The sequence below is a fragment of the Haliea sp. genome, assembly GCF_040221975.1.
GTDB lineage: Bacteria > Pseudomonadota > Gammaproteobacteria > Pseudomonadales > Halieaceae > Haliea.
Map to the genome: position 1 here is coordinate 68,499 of NZ_JAVJWR010000029.1, position 14,641 is coordinate 83,139.

Annotated in this window: 16 protein-coding genes; 4 read left to right on the plus strand and 12 right to left on the minus strand. The window is 63.3% G+C overall.

Going from position 1 to position 14,641, the window contains the following annotated elements; genetic code table 11:
- Positions 1-12: 12 nt before the first annotated feature.
- From RLO07_RS12245 to RLO07_RS12265, 5 genes are all read right to left on the minus strand, one after another.
- A complete protein-coding gene (locus tag RLO07_RS12245; protein WP_462292441.1) occupies positions 13-642 on the minus strand; it encodes a Dabb family protein in 630 nt (209 codons plus the stop codon).
- Positions 639-983 carry a hypothetical protein gene (locus tag RLO07_RS12250; protein WP_462292442.1) on the minus strand — a complete coding sequence of 115 codons (345 nt, stop codon included), beginning with the start codon at positions 981-983 and terminating at the stop codon, positions 639-641. Before RLO07_RS12250 ends, RLO07_RS12245 begins: the two co-directional genes overlap by 4 nt.
- A 12-nt stretch (positions 984-995) precedes the next feature.
- Positions 996-1,424, minus strand: coding sequence for a lipocalin-like domain-containing protein (locus RLO07_RS12255; protein ID WP_462292443.1), 429 nt, complete (start codon positions 1,422-1,424; stop codon positions 996-998).
- Between the two features lie 60 nt (positions 1,425-1,484).
- Positions 1,485-1,841 (minus strand): EthD domain-containing protein, encoded by a 357-nt coding sequence (locus RLO07_RS12260; protein ID WP_462292444.1) that lies wholly within the window; start codon positions 1,839-1,841, stop codon positions 1,485-1,487.
- A 62-nt stretch (positions 1,842-1,903) separates the two neighbouring features.
- Positions 1,904-3,157 carry a sulfotransferase family protein gene (locus RLO07_RS12265; protein ID WP_462292445.1) on the minus strand — a complete coding sequence of 418 codons (1,254 nt, stop codon included), beginning with the start codon at positions 3,155-3,157 and terminating at the stop codon, positions 1,904-1,906.
- A 173-nt stretch (positions 3,158-3,330) separates the two neighbouring features.
- Between RLO07_RS12265 and RLO07_RS12270 the strand changes: the two genes are divergently transcribed.
- Entirely contained in the window at positions 3,331-4,200 is an 870-nt protein-coding gene (locus RLO07_RS12270) for an LLM class F420-dependent oxidoreductase (protein ID WP_462292446.1), read from the plus strand.
- A gap of 41 nt (positions 4,201-4,241) precedes the next feature.
- Here RLO07_RS12270 and RLO07_RS12275 read toward each other — a convergent pair whose 3' ends face one another.
- Positions 4,242-4,904 (minus strand): EthD domain-containing protein, encoded by a 663-nt coding sequence (locus RLO07_RS12275; protein ID WP_462292447.1) that lies wholly within the window; start codon positions 4,902-4,904, stop codon positions 4,242-4,244.
- A 150-nt stretch (positions 4,905-5,054) separates the two neighbouring features.
- Between RLO07_RS12275 and RLO07_RS12280 the strand changes: the two genes are divergently transcribed.
- Complete coding sequence (locus RLO07_RS12280; RefSeq protein WP_462292448.1) at positions 5,055-5,357, plus strand: 4a-hydroxytetrahydrobiopterin dehydratase; 303 nt, start codon at positions 5,055-5,057, stop codon at positions 5,355-5,357.
- Positions 5,358-5,379: 22 nt separating this feature from the next.
- Here RLO07_RS12280 and RLO07_RS12285 read toward each other — a convergent pair whose 3' ends face one another.
- From RLO07_RS12285 to RLO07_RS12310, 6 genes are all read right to left on the minus strand, one after another.
- Positions 5,380-6,969, minus strand: a complete 1,590-nt coding sequence (locus tag RLO07_RS12285) for a fatty acyl-CoA synthetase (protein ID WP_462292449.1) — start codon at positions 6,967-6,969, stop codon at positions 5,380-5,382.
- A gap of 156 nt (positions 6,970-7,125) precedes the next feature.
- Entirely contained in the window at positions 7,126-7,887 is a 762-nt protein-coding gene (locus RLO07_RS12290; protein WP_462292450.1) for an SDR family NAD(P)-dependent oxidoreductase, read from the minus strand.
- Positions 7,888-7,902: 15 nt separating this feature from the next.
- Entirely contained in the window at positions 7,903-8,892 is a 990-nt protein-coding gene (locus RLO07_RS12295; RefSeq protein ID WP_462292451.1) for an LLM class flavin-dependent oxidoreductase, read from the minus strand.
- A 6-nt stretch (positions 8,893-8,898) separates the two neighbouring features.
- Positions 8,899-10,146 (minus strand): sulfotransferase family protein, encoded by a 1,248-nt coding sequence (locus tag RLO07_RS12300; protein ID WP_462292452.1) that lies wholly within the window; start codon positions 10,144-10,146, stop codon positions 8,899-8,901.
- Complete coding sequence (locus tag RLO07_RS12305) at positions 10,143-10,976, minus strand: SDR family NAD(P)-dependent oxidoreductase (protein ID WP_462292453.1); 834 nt, start codon at positions 10,974-10,976, stop codon at positions 10,143-10,145. Before RLO07_RS12305 ends, RLO07_RS12300 begins: the two co-directional genes overlap by 4 nt.
- A gap of 14 nt (positions 10,977-10,990) precedes the next feature.
- Positions 10,991-12,187, minus strand: coding sequence for a DUF1214 domain-containing protein (locus tag RLO07_RS12310; RefSeq protein WP_462292454.1), 1,197 nt, complete (start codon positions 12,185-12,187; stop codon positions 10,991-10,993).
- Positions 12,188-12,422: 235 nt separating this feature from the next.
- Between RLO07_RS12310 and RLO07_RS12315 the strand changes: the two genes are divergently transcribed.
- Together RLO07_RS12315 and RLO07_RS12320 are read left to right on the plus strand one after the other, a co-directional pair.
- Positions 12,423-13,817 (plus strand): DUF1254 domain-containing protein, encoded by a 1,395-nt coding sequence (locus RLO07_RS12315; RefSeq protein ID WP_462292455.1) that lies wholly within the window; start codon positions 12,423-12,425, stop codon positions 13,815-13,817.
- 37 nt (positions 13,818-13,854) lie between these two features.
- Positions 13,855-14,625, plus strand: a complete 771-nt coding sequence (locus tag RLO07_RS12320) for an SDR family NAD(P)-dependent oxidoreductase (protein WP_462292456.1) — start codon at positions 13,855-13,857, stop codon at positions 14,623-14,625.
- The last annotated feature ends 16 nt before the right edge of the window (positions 14,626-14,641 follow it).

A 14,641-nucleotide genomic window follows, 5' to 3' on the forward strand; every position in this document is an offset into this window, starting at 1 on the left:
TTGCACGCCTGTTCAGCTGCGGCCGATGATGCTGCTCTGCAGCGGGCAGAAAGCGTGGCACAGGTGGGTTTCCACGACCCACACCTCGGGGAATTCCGGGTCAAAGCGCCGATCAACCCAGCCCCAGTGGTAGGGATGCAGCAGGTACTCGCCCATCAGGTCATCGATGGCCGTGTATTCCTGCTGCCAGACATGGGTCCAGCGTGATCCCGGGCTGACTACCCGCCCCAGGCGCCAATTGCGGATGCCACCCATGTAGCCGGGCATGCCCAGCAGCTCTTGCTCGAATGCCGCCACCTCCGCCGCAGCCGTGCCTTCACGAAGGGTCAGCATCAGAGTGCGCCAGATGCCGCGGCGCAGTCCCGCTTCCCTCAGGCCGCAGGCGACAGGTTCATAGTGCGCAACATCGGCACCAGCAATACCCGGCAGCTCGGTGAAGCCGGGTGCCACAGCTGGAACGGATTCCCGCCAGATCATATCCACGGTGAATTCTCCCGCGCCCCAGCATCCTTCAAGATTGCGGCCACAATGCCAGTCCGCAAGCCCGGGCGTATTGTCCAGTTGCTGGCGCAGGGCCTGTTCGGTGGCTTCCATGTCTGCTTCCGGTCGCACGCTTATCTGTGCTGTTGCAACTGTGCTCATGGGGCCTCCAGCGGTCTGGCCAACGGCTTTCCCGCATCAGTCATGACATGGCGCCGGCGTTGCAGGCAGAGTTTGTCAACCGCTTCCCAGAAGGCGGCCACCTCGGGTCCGGCGGTGCCCCGCATCGTGTAGTAGCCCATCACATCGACGACCTCCCAGAGCAGCCACAGGGTATTGGCCTGTCCCTCAAGCTGCACCGGCGGGGAAACCCAGCGCCGGGACAGCGACAGCGTGTGGCGGGAAGGGAGTCCGGGGAGGTACTGGTCCTCCAGCATCTGCAACACCGTAGCGATGTTATCGGGCTGCAGGACGATCTCGTCCAGGATGTGGACTTCGCTCACAGGTACCTCACCTCATTTTTCCCGCTGCCATACCAACACCGCGCGGCTGCCCTGCTCATTCACGGCCGCGGACAGAGTCAGTCGCTCGCCCTCCAGCTGGTAGTGGCGGGGGAACTCGCTGCCGGCCCAGGCCAGCATGGAGGCGCCGCGGAGGCGGTGGGTGATGATGGCCTGTTTACTGTCTACAGTGTAGCGGCCGAAATAGCTGCTGTAGCAGGCATAGGACACGGCGAGATCGGCGCTCAAGCCGGGGGGCAGTTGCTCCGGCGCCGGTGGCTTCGCCCCGGGTTGCATGAGATGCACGGACATGTGGCCACCCGGGCTATAGAAGAGCAGGCCGTCGGGTTGCTCGCCCATGGGGTGTACGACGCTGCCGTCGGATTGCTGCAGCTCATAGGCGTGCAACAGCCAGCAGCCCTGTAGCGGTTCCTCTGCAGTCACGTTTGCCTGCCTCCCTGTGGATGTAACCACGGCCTGCGCAGGACGGCGCGGTCCGTGTGTTCAGTTGCAGTCCGAGATGTGCTCATCGACTACGAACATGCGGGTGTGCGAGCGATCCAGGAAGTTTTCCTCGTCCTCGGCAATGCGCCCACCGATGTCCGGTTGCGCACTCAGTGCCATGGCGGCGTCGTAGGCGGCCCGGTTGGCAAACCAGATTTCAGTGATGACGTCGAAGTCCCGTTCCGCAGCAGCCTCGTTGATAAAGGCGCCCTCGGGACGAATAAAGTTGCGCCGATAGCCACAGACCTGCGGCAGCAGGCTGCGGATCAACGGCACGTGACGGCTTTCATAGTAGTCGATGAAGGCCTCGCGAGAGAGGCCCGGCTTGCACTTCAGCAGGGCGATGGACTTATACACAGGCGGGTTTCCTTGTTTGCAGGATATCTGGGTTGGTGTGATGGGCCAGAGAATACTCGTACTCAACTGTGCTCCGCGCGTATCGGGAACTGTTCAAAATAGAAGCTGAAACGTTCCCGCAGCGCCGCCGGATCGACCCCGAAGTCGCCCTTCAGGTCGTAGACCATCTTGCCCTCCTTGCCGCGGGGGTGCGCGTCGACGAAAGCCTGCATCTGCGCCCGGGTAGTTGCCGTCAGTTCGACGCCCGCAGTCGCGTAGATCAGTTCCACCGTGGCCATGTCGTCCGCCATGAATTCGTGGAACAGTATGTCGATGCTCTGTTGTGCCGGAAAACACTGCCGGTCGCGTACGCAGGCGCGCAGCAGGTGCTCCACGCGATCACTCCAGTACTCGACAATGGCCCGGGTATCAATGCGCTTGCGGCTCATGCGGTAGCCATAGGCGAGCATGGTCACCGCGGACTGGATGACCGCCACCGGGTCGCGGTGGGTGATGACACAGGTGGCATCCGGGAACACGGTCCGCAGTACCGGCAACTGCTCCAGGTGCTGCGGGCACTTCAGCACCCAGCGGTCCGGCCCCCGACTCCACTGCAGCAGTTTGAGAACATCGCGCATGTACTGGTAGTGGGGTGTCTGGTCGTGCTGGTAGTAGTGGTCGCGCCAGCGCGGGCTGGGGGCGAGCCACTCGAAGTTGTAGGACGCAAAGTCCGGTCCCATCAGTTCCAGCTCTTCGTGGATGTGATCCGGATGCATCGGGTGCATCGCCGCCAGCAGCGGAGTGACCTGCTGCATGCCCTGCCACGCTTCCTCGCAGCGCCGGTAGCGCGGATCCACGCCATCGGGCGCCAGCGTTTCGCCGGGCAGGGGCACCGGCTCGTAGGATTCCCACAGCGGCAGGGACCGGAACCGGGTGTCGGCGGCCAGCAGATTGAGCAGATGGGTAGTACCGGAGCGCGGCAGGCCGGCGACGATAAGGGGTTGGCGGATTTCCTGCTCGAGAATGCCGGGATGCCGCTGCCACTGGTCCTGAATCAACAGGCGGTTGCTGGCATAGCGGACCAGGTAGCCAAACAGGTTCGCTCGCTGACTGCCGGTCATGTCCGGGTCATTCCCCCACTCGCCCAACAGCAGTCGCAGACGTTCACGAAAGTCTTCCGGGCCGAAATCCGTCAGCCCGGTGCGCTGGCGGGCGGCGGCCAGCACTGCCGCCTCGCTGAAATCGATCTGCTGCTGTTCCCCGTAGGCCATTGCGGCACGCTGGACATCTGTCAGCCGGGGATGGGCGAGGTCGTCAATACGGATGGCGTTGGACATGGGCTGCTTCAGTTCAAGTTATTGATTTCGAGCCTGCAGTTCCTGTCCGCGGACAGTGTGCAACTGGCATTGCGCTGCAGCTTGCAGTGTAATGCAAGCGTTGAACAGATGGCAGGCTATTGCAAAGCACCCGGCCCGCGAAAGTTCCCGGCACGATTCAAGGAGTTGAACTGATGAAATTCTGGCAATCCCTGGCCTGGTGCGAGCCAGAGCAACTGGTAGCGGTAGCGCAATTCGCCGAGGAGCTGGGTTTCGAAGGCGTTCTGAATGCCGACCATGCGGTATTTCCCGAGACCGTCAACGCACCTTATCCCTATTCCGGGGACGGCAAACCGCCGATGACCGCGGATTCACCTTACCCGGATTGCTGGGTCAGCATCGCCTTCATGGCGGCCGCGACGACCCGGCTGCGCCTGTCGACATCGGTGTATGTGCTGCCGCTGCGTAATCCGTTTGAGGTCGCCAAGGCGGCCGGTTCACTGGCGATCTTCAGTGACAACCGCTTTGCGCTGGGCATTGGCGCGGGCTGGATGAAGGACGAGTTCGATATTTACGGCGTGGAATTCAGCGGCCGTGGCAAGCGCATGGACGAGATGATCGCGGTGCTGCGCAAACTGTGGCAAGGCGGCATGGTTGAGCACCAGGGGCCGCACTACACCTTTCCCCGCCTGTGCATCGAGCCGGCGCCATCGCGGCAGCTACCGATCTATGTGGGTGGCGCCAACGACGCAGCGCTCAGGCGCGCCGCGTTTCGCGGTGAGGGCTGGCTGGGTGCGGGCAACGCGCCGGACGAGGTGCCCGCCATCATGGCCAGGCTGCAGCAGTATCGCCGCGAGGCGGGGCGTGAGTCAGAGCCTTTCGAGACCATCGTTGGTCTTACCACCAGTCCCGACCTGGATACCTTCAAGCGGCTGCGCGAGCAGGGCATGACCGCCGGCGTCAATCTGCCTTTCTCCTTTGCCCTCGGTACTCGCTCCTCACTGGATGCCAAGAAGCGGTTCATGGAAAGCTTTGCCGCGAAGTTTGTGCAGCCGCTGGGTTGAGAAGTCAGGCTGGCCCAAGCATCCGGCAGCGGCGTTCCTTGCTAGAAAGTGTCGGGGTCGTACAGTTCCTGCAGCAATTCCGGCGTGCTTTCGCAGACTTCGGTCAGCACGTCGGCCCGCATCTCGACCGCCGCCGGCGGCGTCAGCCCGCTCAGTGCACTGCCGCTTTCCGGCAACCAGAGGCTCAGTACCGCGTCGCAGGGAAACCGGCCCTCGCCCTCCGGCGCGAAGGACTGGGCGTAGTCGACAGTGACACGGAGCAGACGGTCGTGAGCAGCCGCCAGTTCCTCGCCCCAGCTGTTCACGGCGTCACGAAATGCGGTGGCATCTCCGCTGCCGCTCAGCATCAGCATTTGCCGCCGTGTTCCCGTCGGGGCAATATCACGCGGGCTGCCCGAGAGCAGTATTTCCTCGGCGCCCGCGGGACGAATCAGGCTCTGGTCCATGAACCGGCGCTCATCCTCGTCCAGAATCTCGCGCACGCGACCACTGTGCACGCCGGCGATATCCACCCCTTCGTCGAAGAAAAATTCGGTGATGACATCAAAATCCACCTCGGGGGCGGATGCCAGCACGTGGTTGCGCACATATTTGCTGAACGGAAAATAGCGACTGCCCAGTCGCGAATGGCCGGTTTCATAGTAGTCGCGGAAAGCCTGTCGGGTCGAGTCGGGGCGGCGAGAGAGCAGGCAGACAGATTTCATGGCGATTCCTTATATTCTGGCGCGGTTTGCGAAGTGGCAACTTTTTACTTCCGGGTGCGCAGCGTTTATTGTGCCATTGGCTGGAGTCCGGCGCAGCTTTTCTGGACCGGAAACAGCTTGTCAATGTGACCATTCATGGGAGAGACAAGTATGCCACTGACAGCCATGACCAGTGCGGAGGTTCGCGAGCGCCTTGGAGAGCTGCCCGGCTGGGAACTGCGGGCCGACAAGCTGGCGCGCGAGTTCCGTTTTCCGGATTTCAACGCCGCTTTTGCCTTCATGACCCGCTGCGCCCTGCGGGCAGAGCAACTGGACCATCATCCCGAGTGGTGCAATGTCTACAACCGTGTCAAGGTGGAGCTGACCACTCACGACGCGGGTGGCATCACTGACCGGGACTTTATGCTCGCGGCGGCGATGCAGGACTACGCAGCTGTCAGTGCGGGCAGTTAGCTTTTGCTGAATACTGCTGTCGTCAGTTGTCGCCGCGCTGGCTCGTCGCTGTCGCGAAGGTGTCAGCGAAGGCTTCTCGCAGATTGCGCTTGAGGATCTTGCCTGAGGGATTGCGTGGCAGGTTGTCGACCACCAGCACGGCCTTGGGCACCTTGAAGCCGCCCAGCTGCGCCGCACAGTATTCCATGACGGAGTCAGGATTTACCTCACAGCCGTCCCTGGCGACTATCACCGCAGTCATGGCCTCCATCCAGCGCGGGTGGGGCAGGCCGATAACCGCTACCTCCGACACTTCCGGGAGCTGGTAGATCACTTCTTCCACTTCGCGGCTGGAAACGTTTTCACCGCCGGTCTTGATCATGTCCTTTTTGCGATCAACGATGGTCAGATAGCCTTCACTATCCATGACCCCGAGGTCGCCGCTGTGGAACCAGCCGCCCTCAAAAGCGGCTGCTGTGCGCTCCGGGTCGCGATAATATTCGGTGAGCAGTTGGGGGGAGCGGTGCACGACTTCACCGATCTCGCCCACGGCTACCTCGCGGCCCTCGTCGTCGACCACCCGGGTCTCCGTATTCAGCGCCGGGCGGCCCGCGGATCCAGCCTTGCGCAGCTGATCGGCGGGCTTGAGGATGGTGGCCATGGGCGCCATCTCGGTCTGCCCGTACAGGTTCCAGAGGCGGATATCGGGCAGACGGCTGTGAATCTCTTTCATGACCTCGACCGGCATGATGGAGGCGCCGTAGTAGCCCTTGCTCAGGGCGCTGAGGTCGAACTGGTCAAAGTGTTCACTGCGCAGCAGCGAGATCCACACCGTGGGCGGGGCGAAGAATGAACTCACCTGCTCGTCCGCCAGCAGGCGCAGCAGGTTGGCCGGTGTGTTGTCATCGGTGATGATGTTGCGGCCGCCGGCCTTGATCGCAGGCCCGAGGAAACAATCGAGCTGGGCGCAGTGGAACAGGGGCAGGGCGTGCAGGGTGGTGTCCTCTTCGGCGATCTCCGCGTCGATCAGGCAGGCGCTGTATTGCCAGAGGATGGCGGCGTGGCTCAGAACCGCACCCTTGGGAGCCGATTCGGTGCCGCTGGTGTAGATGATCTGTGCGGGGGCATTGGCATCAATGCCGGGATTGTCGGTGTAGTGGCCGCCGCTGCACAGATCGCCGAACGGAATCATGCCCGCAGGGGTGTCGCTGGCATTTCCGCCTGCCAGCCAAACCAGTTGCTCGATGTCCGGACATTCTGCTGCGGCCGCCACTGCCTTGTCACCTTCGGTTGCACCGACGCACAGCAGGCGAGCACCGGAGTGTCCGAGAATGTAGGCAGTCTCGCGCACATTGAGCATGAAGTTGACCGGCACCAGAATGGCACCGACGGCGGCGACAGCGTAACGCACCGCGGCGAAGTCGATGGAGTTGCGGGAGAGAATGGCCACCCGGTCCCCGGGTTGTATTCCCATGTGCGCAAGGCTGCCGGCAACGCTCAGACACAGGTCCCGGAATTCGCGATAGCTCAGGTCGCGTGCACCCTGGCGCAGAGCGAGTTTCTCGGGGTGGCGGCGGGCGCTGCGGTGGAGCGTGTCAAAAAGAGTCTGACGCGACAGGGTGTGCGTGTTCATTCGTGGTGTGCCCCGCGGCGTTGTGAAACCAGCGCATGAGTTTAGCAGGCAGCTGGCGGCATGCACCATAGCGACGGATTGAATCGGGAGCCTGTTGCGGCAGGCAGTGGAGAGAGCGGTAGCGGCAGTCGAACCCGGACAGGACAAGCTCCGCTGTCAGAGCACCATATAGCCGCCGTCGCTGACCAGTGTATGGCCTGTGGTATAGCTCGACAGGTCACTCGCCAGATACAGTACCGGGCCGATGATCTCGTCTGTCTCCGCCACCCGCTTCTGCAGACTGGCGTTGATGGCGCCCTCCAGGTAGCCGGGAATAGTGGCTGCGCTGTCAAACAGGTCGGAGTGGTAACTGCCAGGTGCCAGGCTGTTGACGCGAATGCCCTTGTCGGCCCATTCGGCTGCCATGACTTTGGTCAGGGCATCCAGTGCGGCCTTGGTGGCGGCGTAGAACCCCGTCAGCGCCGAAGGCTTGAGTCCGCCCACGGAGATGACATTGATGACCGAGCCACCGCCGTGTTCCGCCATTCGTGGCGCCATCCGTGAGGCCAGGTACCAGGGGCCCTTGGTGTTGACGTCGAACAGTTTCTGGAACAGATCCACCTCCAGTTCGGACAGTTCCCCGATCACTGGATTCATGCCGGCGTTGTTGATCAGTATGTCGACATGGCCGAAAGTGTCGTAAGCATTGTTGATGACTGCGTCCAGATCATCGGTGCGCCCCATATGGGCAGAGAGCGCCAGTGCCTTGCGACCCTTGCCGCGGATCTCCTGCGCCACCGCCTCGCAACTTTCCAGCCGGCGGCTGACGACAATGACGTCGGCGCCGGCGTCCGCAAGCCCCAGGCTCATGGCCTTGCCCAGCCCGCGGCTGCCGCCAGTGACCAGTGCCACTTTTCCTGTCAGATCAATTGTGTGCATGACCAGTTATCCTTGTTATAGCGGGTTGATCGCCACCTTCGGTGCCACCTTGTCGAAAAAATTGCGCAGGGTGCGCCAGCTGGTGTCCGGGTCCAGCCCGCCCACCAATGGGTGCAGGACATAGGCGTCGTTCGGTGCCAGTGATGGCGCCTTTTCCAGTACAGTTTCCGGGCGCACCACCTGGTAGGTGCCCAGGGCCTTGAGTGCGTCTGCATCCATCGCACTGCTGAACAGCATGTCCAGGTCGGTGCTGCTCTGCCAGCGGGCATAGCAGTTGGTTTCATACAGGGCGCAGGGCGCCAGGCGCCGCCAGTCCTGTTCCGGGGTCTCGGAGACGTAGAGAAATGAGTGCGCCATCTCCGCCTGGAAACGCGGAGTCTTGCCCAGCTTCCCGCACTCGGCCACATAGATTTCATTGAGATGCGGCATGCCGGCAATAAAGCCGTCGCCTTCACGGGCGGCGCGGCGTGCCGCCGGTGCCGCGCTGCCCCCCATAAAGATGGGCGGATGCGGAGTTTGCAGTGGCCGCGGGGTTATGCGCGCGCTGCGCCCGCGGAATTCGAAGGTCTGCCCGCTCCAGGCCTGCTTCAGGGTCTGGACCCCCTCGTCCATCAGGGCGCCGCGCTGCTTCGGGTCGACGCCGAACATCGCCATCTCCGAGCTGACGTAACCGCCGAGCAGCAGCACCTCGGCGCGGCCGCGACTCAGGTGATCCAGTACCGCCACATCTTCTGCTACCCGCAGGGGATCGCTGAAGGGCACCAGCACATTCACCTGCAGGCGCACATTGCGGGTAATCCGGGCCGCGGCGGCGGCGAGCACGCTGGGGCTGGGCAGATAGCCGTCGTCACTGCCGTGGTGCTCGCAGAAGTTGATGGTGACCGGATAACCCTGGGCATCGATCCAGGCGATCTGCTCCAGGGCCAGGTCGTACATGTCGGCCATGGACAGCTTCGTGGTTTCCGCGGGGGCGCGGCATTCGTACTTGACGCAGACAAAAGCCATGGTTTTCTACACCTCGTCGGGGACCTGAAAGTAATTCTGGTAGCGCTGGAACAGCAGGCGCTTGCGAGCGTTCTCTTCCCGCTCACCGATGCTGTACTGGTGCCGACCGAACTTGCCCTGGGGCTTTTGCTGCAGGTAGTCCTGCATGGCCTTCAGAGTGGCAGGCTCCAGTGTGAGCCCCATCTCCCGATACAGCGCCTGCAGCGCCTCCAGCGGCTGCTCCACAAGCTGTGCGTAGAGAAAATTGTGTATCTGTGTCCCTGGCACTGCGCCTGTCTGCAGCAGGTCAACGACACCGTTGAGCCGCGCGGCCCCCGCTTCTGGCGTCATCAGGTTTTCAAAGGCGCCAGCGTCGAAGGGCTGGCTGCTGCGCATCCAGTACAGTGTCCCCAGCAGGTTGGTGACTGAAGCCTGGGCGACGATGGGGTCGCGGTGGGTGATGACCACCCGGGCATCGGGGAAGGTATCGAACAGCACCGGCAGGTTGCCCAGGTGGGAGGGCGCCTTGAGCAGCCAGTGCCGGCGCGGGTTACGCCACTGCAGCAGCTTGAGCATGCGCTTGTAGTAGCGGTACGCATAGCCCAGGTCCTGCTGGTAGTACCAGGCATTGTAGCTGGGAATCTGGTACTGGCCGGGCAGGTTCTCGGTCAGGAAGGTGCAGCTCATGGCGACGATGCACTCGTTGGGGATCTCGGCCCCCATCTCGTGCATGGCGGCGTAGGTCGGCACTACCCGGCTCCACTGGGTCACCAGGTGCTGGCAGCGTTCGATGTGGGGGTCACTGTGGTAGCTCGCGGTTTCCGGAGGCGGACAGGGAAACATCATTTCCCAGTTGCGCGGCGAGCCGAACTGGCGGTCCTGTGCCAGCAGCTCGAACAGGATGGAGGTGCCGGCGCGGGGCAGGCCGGTGACGATGACCGGCTGCTGGATGACCTCGTCGTCGATTTCCGGGTGTTCGGCGTAGGCGGCCTCAATGCCCAGCCGTGCCTCCAGCCAGCGCAGGATATCGGAGCGGGTCATCAGGCGGCCCAGCAGGTGCAGGTTGGCTTCCTCGTCCAGGGCCTTGAGGAAGATGTGAAAACCTTCCAGCCACTCGTCGCTGCCGAAGTCGTGGAAGCCGGTGTTGCGCCGCGCCGTGGCCATCAGTTCCCCGGCCTGCAGGGGCACGAGGCTGCGGATGTCCATGTGCCGGCCCTCGTCGATCACCTGCTGCACCCAGGCGGGTCGCGGTGGTGGTGTCCAGCTGCTGTTCATGGCATCCAGGCGCCGCCGCTGACCGAGATCAGCTGGCCGGTGATGTAGCCGGAACGTTCCGAGGCCAGGAACAGGGCCAGCCAGGCGATGTCTTCCGGGCGCCCCAGGCGCGGGATGGGCAGGCCGCTCATGTTGTAGAGCGTGCCTTCCCGCAGGGCCTTTTCCATATCCTCGGGCTTGCCCATGGTGTCGAAGCCAAAACGGTTCCAGAAACTGCCCTCACCCACATCCTGCTCGTCATGGGGCACGATCCAGCCCGGGCAGATATTGTTCACTCGCACACCCTTGCCCGCCCACTCCCAGGCCAGGCCCTTGCTGAAACTGTTGACGAAACCCTTGACGCCACCGTAGTGCACGACGTTGGCCGCCGCCTCGCCGAGCAGGGAGGAGTTGGAGGAGATGTTGATGATGCTGCCGGTCTGGCGCGAGAGCATGTTCCCGGCCACCGCCTGGCAGCAGTTCACCACTCCGTCCACGTTGAGGGCGATTTCCCAGCGCCGCGCTTCGGCGTCGAGATTTTCGAAGTCGGAGGGGTGGGCGACGCCGCCGGCATTGTTGACCAGCACATCGACCGGCCCGAACTCGGCATTGGCGCGTGCCACCATGGCGTCCACGCTGGCGCGGTCGGTGACGTCGGTCTGTACCGCCAGCACCTCCCCGGGCAGGCCCATTGCCGCGGCTTCCGCGGTGAGCTTTGCACCGGTGGCGACGTCCCGTGACGCGCTGACCACATTCAGCCCTTCGCGGGCAAATTCCAGTACCAGGCCGCGGCCGATGCCGCCGCTGCCGCCGGTGATGACGGCGGTCTTGCCTTGCAGTTGCAGATCCATGTTGTGTCCTCCTGCTAGACGCCGAAGCGCTGAATCACGCCGCGGCGGCGGGCGGCGATTTGCTCACAGCGCTCCGCGGGGGTCACTTTCTTTGCGTTGGCGGGCAGGTGCCGGTCGAGCTCCGCCAGCTTGACCTGGGTAGCCTGGGGCAATGGGTAGTGGTCGGCCTGCATCCAGCGCACGGTGACATAGCCTTCGTGGAATCCGGCGGGATCCAGCCAGTTGGCGTGGCCGGTATCCACGTGGGCAATCACCAGGATCAGCTCCCCGTCGTCCTCAATCCGGGCGTAGTGGCAATTGGTATTGCTGAGGATGCTGCGGTAGTCCATCGAGCACCACCAGTAGTTGCCGAATTCCACTGCCCAGTAGTGCGCTTGCGGTGGCGTCACGCGGACGATGATGGCCTCGTCCGCGGGCAGCTGCCAGTAGGCAATCAGGGGCTCGCCACCGGGGGTGGCGTCGATGGCATTGTCATCGAGTTGGCGGTAGGAGAGGAAGGTGTTCGGGCGCACCTTCCAGCGCTCGATCATGTCTGCCCAATAGGTAAGGGAATCGCCGACCCAGCGGGATACGGCGTCCAGGCCGCGCGCCAGGCGCTCCTGGTCCATCACCGGCTTCGGGGCCGGTGCGCCGCTGATACGGTCGATGCTGGCGTGCATGGGGCGTTCGTTTTCCCAGTCGGCGAAGAACTGGCGGAAGGTGATGCGAAAGGTGTCCGGCGAGGTCTGCAGCCAGTTGCCGGGGTGCGGGTCGGGACTGCAGATCAGCTCGAAACGGCCATCCGGCTCCACCTGCAGATCCTGGCCAAACAGGGCGTGGGCCACACCACCGCCCCAGGGCGTGTTGCCGGTTTCCACGGCGGTGACGGCAAAATAGCGGGCGCTGCCCCGGTTGCCGTGTATGCGATAGGTGTCGGTGCCGTTGATCGGGGCGCCGACATAAACGGCGTCGGGATTGTCGCCGCCCTGCTTGCGAATCGGGTCGAAGTAGTGGAGTAGCTCCGGGTGCAGGGGGTCATCATTCTCCAGGAAGAATTGCATGCCGAGGCCAATGTTCTGGGCCAGGCAGCGGAAGCCGGCGCTGCGGCTGAGATCGCCCGCTGGCACACCGTCGCGGAAGGGAATGCGCCCGGCGGCCTTGAGCTGGTCGCAGAACTGGTCCCAGGCCTTAACCAGCTGCTGGTCCCGAGAGCGGTGGTCCGGATTGCTCATGCGCTCACTCCTGTTTTTTATTGAGTGGCCATCGTGGGCCGTGTGATCGCCGCTGGCAAGAAGGCCACCTGCAAATGCCCCGGTGTTGGTCTATATCTTTAGTCCAGATCACCACTTGCCGGCTACAGCACTGTTGTAAACCGGCCCGCTGGATTACGGTTTCGCCTCAATACGTTGACGAGGATATCCTGTGAGCCAACTGAAGCCAGCCCCCGGGTCTGGATTTGGCAAACGAATGCGCTACCTCTGTGCCATCGCACTCTGCGCCGTTCTGGCCGGGGCTGGCGGCCGCGCAGTGGTAGCCGCGGAGTCCTCTGCATCCAGGGTGGACCCCGCAGCCATTGTCGAGCATCGGCAGCAGGCCCTGGCCTATGTGTCTGGCCTGCAGGCCTATTTCTACGGCTACCCTGTGGTCGACTACCTGCGCGTGATGCGCGATCAGATCACGCCGGATCGGGATCCGGGTGGTGTCTATGCCCCGGTCAACCAGATAGCCTTCCAGGACAACCTCGCCGAGCCGGGTGGGCTCTATGCGGGACGGGGGCCGAATACCAGTACCCTGTATTTTACCGCCTGGCTGGACCTGAGCGATGAGCCGGTATTGATTGAAACGCCGGATACGGCCGGTCGCTACTATGTGCTGACCTACGCGGACATGTACTCCGAGGTAGAGCACAGTGGGCGCCGGACTACCGGTACCGGCGCACAGAAAATTCTCGTGGTCGGGCCGGACTGGCGTGGCGAAGCGCCTGAGGGCGTAAGGATCATGCCCATGCGCACCCGTTACGCCTATCTGCTGGGACGGGTGCTGGTGGACGGCCCCGATGACCTGGCAGCGGCGCGACAGGTGATGTACGGCTTCCGCATGACGGGTACCGAGCGCTCTCCCGCGGACTTCGCACTGCCAGACCGGGCGGCACTGACATCGCTGGCCTTTTTCGAGGTGCTCAACCGTTTTCTGCGCGAGACTCCCCGCATCGGTGGCGAGGAGCTGCTGATGGCGCAGCTGGACCAAATCGGCATCGGACCCGGTGCGGAGTTTTCGGCGCGGAATCTTCCCGCAGGGATACGACGCGGACTGGAACGGGCAATCGAGGATGGTCATCGCATCCTGGCAGATTCGCCACTGGCGGCGCCGCCGGTGACTGGCTGGAGTACGCCGGGTCAGGAGACCTATGGCGTCTATGGTCACGATTACCTGCGCCGCGCCATGGTCGAGTTTCACGGTTTTCTCGGCAATCGAGCCGAGGAGACGATCTACTTGTCGGCCCTCACCGACGCCGCGGGTGCGCCGTTGGTAGGCAGCAACCGCTACGAAATCGTGTTCCCTGCCACCGGGTTGCCGCCAGCCAATGCTTTCTGGGCACTCAATGTCTATGATGCACGAACCGTTGACCTGATCCCCAATGCACAACGACGCTATGCGGTGACGGATCGCATGCCCGACCTGAAGCGACGCCCTGACGGCTCGGTGGTGGTGCGGCTGCAGCAGGATCAACCCGTTGCCGGCGATGTCAATTGGCTACCGGTGAACGACGGGCCGTTGTTTGTGACCCTGCGTTTCTTCGAACCGGCGCCGGAAGTACTCGCTGGCGATTATTCACCTCCCGCGATCAGGCGTTTGCCCTGAGTGCCCATTCCTGCCGCCACACTGGAGAATCAGGCCCATGCGTGAACGACTCAATAACAAGGCCATCATCGTCATCGGTTCCGGCACCGGCATTGGTGCCGCGACCGTCAAGCAACTCGCGGCCGAAGGTGCCCAGGTCTGCGCGGCGGACATCAATATCAATGCTGCGAACAGCGTCGCGGAGGAAGTCACCGCGGCGGGTGGGAGCGCCTTTGCCCTGCCCGTTGATATTGCGGATGAAGCTTCGGTCAATGAAGCTGTCGGCCTCGCAGTTGCCCGCCTGGGTGGCCTGGACGGCGCCCATGTCAACGCTGCGGATCTCCGTGTCATCTTCGAAGACAGTGATGCCCTGGCGGAAGACCTGGCGGTGTTCGACCGTACCCTGCAGGTGAATCTGCGCGGCCATCTGCTGTGTACCCGGGCTGTATTGCCACATCTCCTGCAGCGTGGCCAGGGGGCGATTGTCTACACCAGCTCCAGTGCCGCGGATGTGGGGGAGAACACCCGCCCCGCCTACGCTGCTGCCAAAAGTGGCCTCAATGCCCTGATGCGTCACGTCGCCTCCCGCTGGGGCCGCGAGGGAATTACCGCCAACTGCGTGGCGCCAGGGTTTGTATTCACGCCGGAATTGCAGGCCAGTGGCCAGGTGCCGCAGGCTCTGCTGGACGGCATGCTGGCGCGCATACCCGGAACCCGTCTCGGGCAGGTCGAGGATATTGCGGGGGTCGTTGCCTTGCTGCTGTCGGAGCAGGGGCGCTGGATCAATGGTCAGGTCTACAACATCAACGGCGGAGCGCTGATGCGCTGATCTGCGTTGCCACCAA

Bases quoted from the DNA above. Each gene is read 5' to 3' on its own strand.
- RLO07_RS12295 (WP_462292451.1), bottom strand. From the start codon at position 8,892: ATGGCTTTTGTCTGCGTCAAGTACGAATGCCGCGCCCCCGCGGAAACC.
- RLO07_RS12320 (WP_462292456.1), top strand. From the start codon at position 13,855: ATGCGTGAACGACTCAATAACAAGGCCATCATCGTCATCGGTTCCGGC.
- RLO07_RS12315 (WP_462292455.1), top strand. From the start codon at position 12,423: ATGCGCTACCTCTGTGCCATCGCACTCTGCGCCGTTCTGGCCGGGGCT.
- RLO07_RS12275 (WP_462292447.1), bottom strand. From the start codon at position 4,904: ATGAAATCTGTCTGCCTGCTCTCTCGCCGCCCCGACTCGACCCGACAG.
- RLO07_RS12305 (WP_462292453.1), bottom strand. From the start codon at position 10,976: ATGGATCTGCAACTGCAAGGCAAGACCGCCGTCATCACCGGCGGCAGC.
- RLO07_RS12245 (WP_462292441.1), bottom strand. From the start codon at position 642: ATGAGCACAGTTGCAACAGCACAGATAAGCGTGCGACCGGAAGCAGAC.
- RLO07_RS12270 (WP_462292446.1), top strand. From the start codon at position 3,331: ATGAAATTCTGGCAATCCCTGGCCTGGTGCGAGCCAGAGCAACTGGTA.
- RLO07_RS12300 (WP_462292452.1), bottom strand. From the start codon at position 10,146: ATGAACAGCAGCTGGACACCACCACCGCGACCCGCCTGGGTGCAGCAG.
- RLO07_RS12290 (WP_462292450.1), bottom strand. From the start codon at position 7,887: ATGCACACAATTGATCTGACAGGAAAAGTGGCACTGGTCACTGGCGGC.
- RLO07_RS12285 (WP_462292449.1), bottom strand. From the start codon at position 6,969: ATGAACACGCACACCCTGTCGCGTCAGACTCTTTTTGACACGCTCCAC.
- RLO07_RS12265 (WP_462292445.1), bottom strand. From the start codon at position 3,157: ATGTCCAACGCCATCCGTATTGACGACCTCGCCCATCCCCGGCTGACA.
- RLO07_RS12310 (WP_462292454.1), bottom strand. From the start codon at position 12,187: ATGAGCAATCCGGACCACCGCTCTCGGGACCAGCAGCTGGTTAAGGCC.
- RLO07_RS12280 (WP_462292448.1), top strand. From the start codon at position 5,055: ATGCCACTGACAGCCATGACCAGTGCGGAGGTTCGCGAGCGCCTTGGA.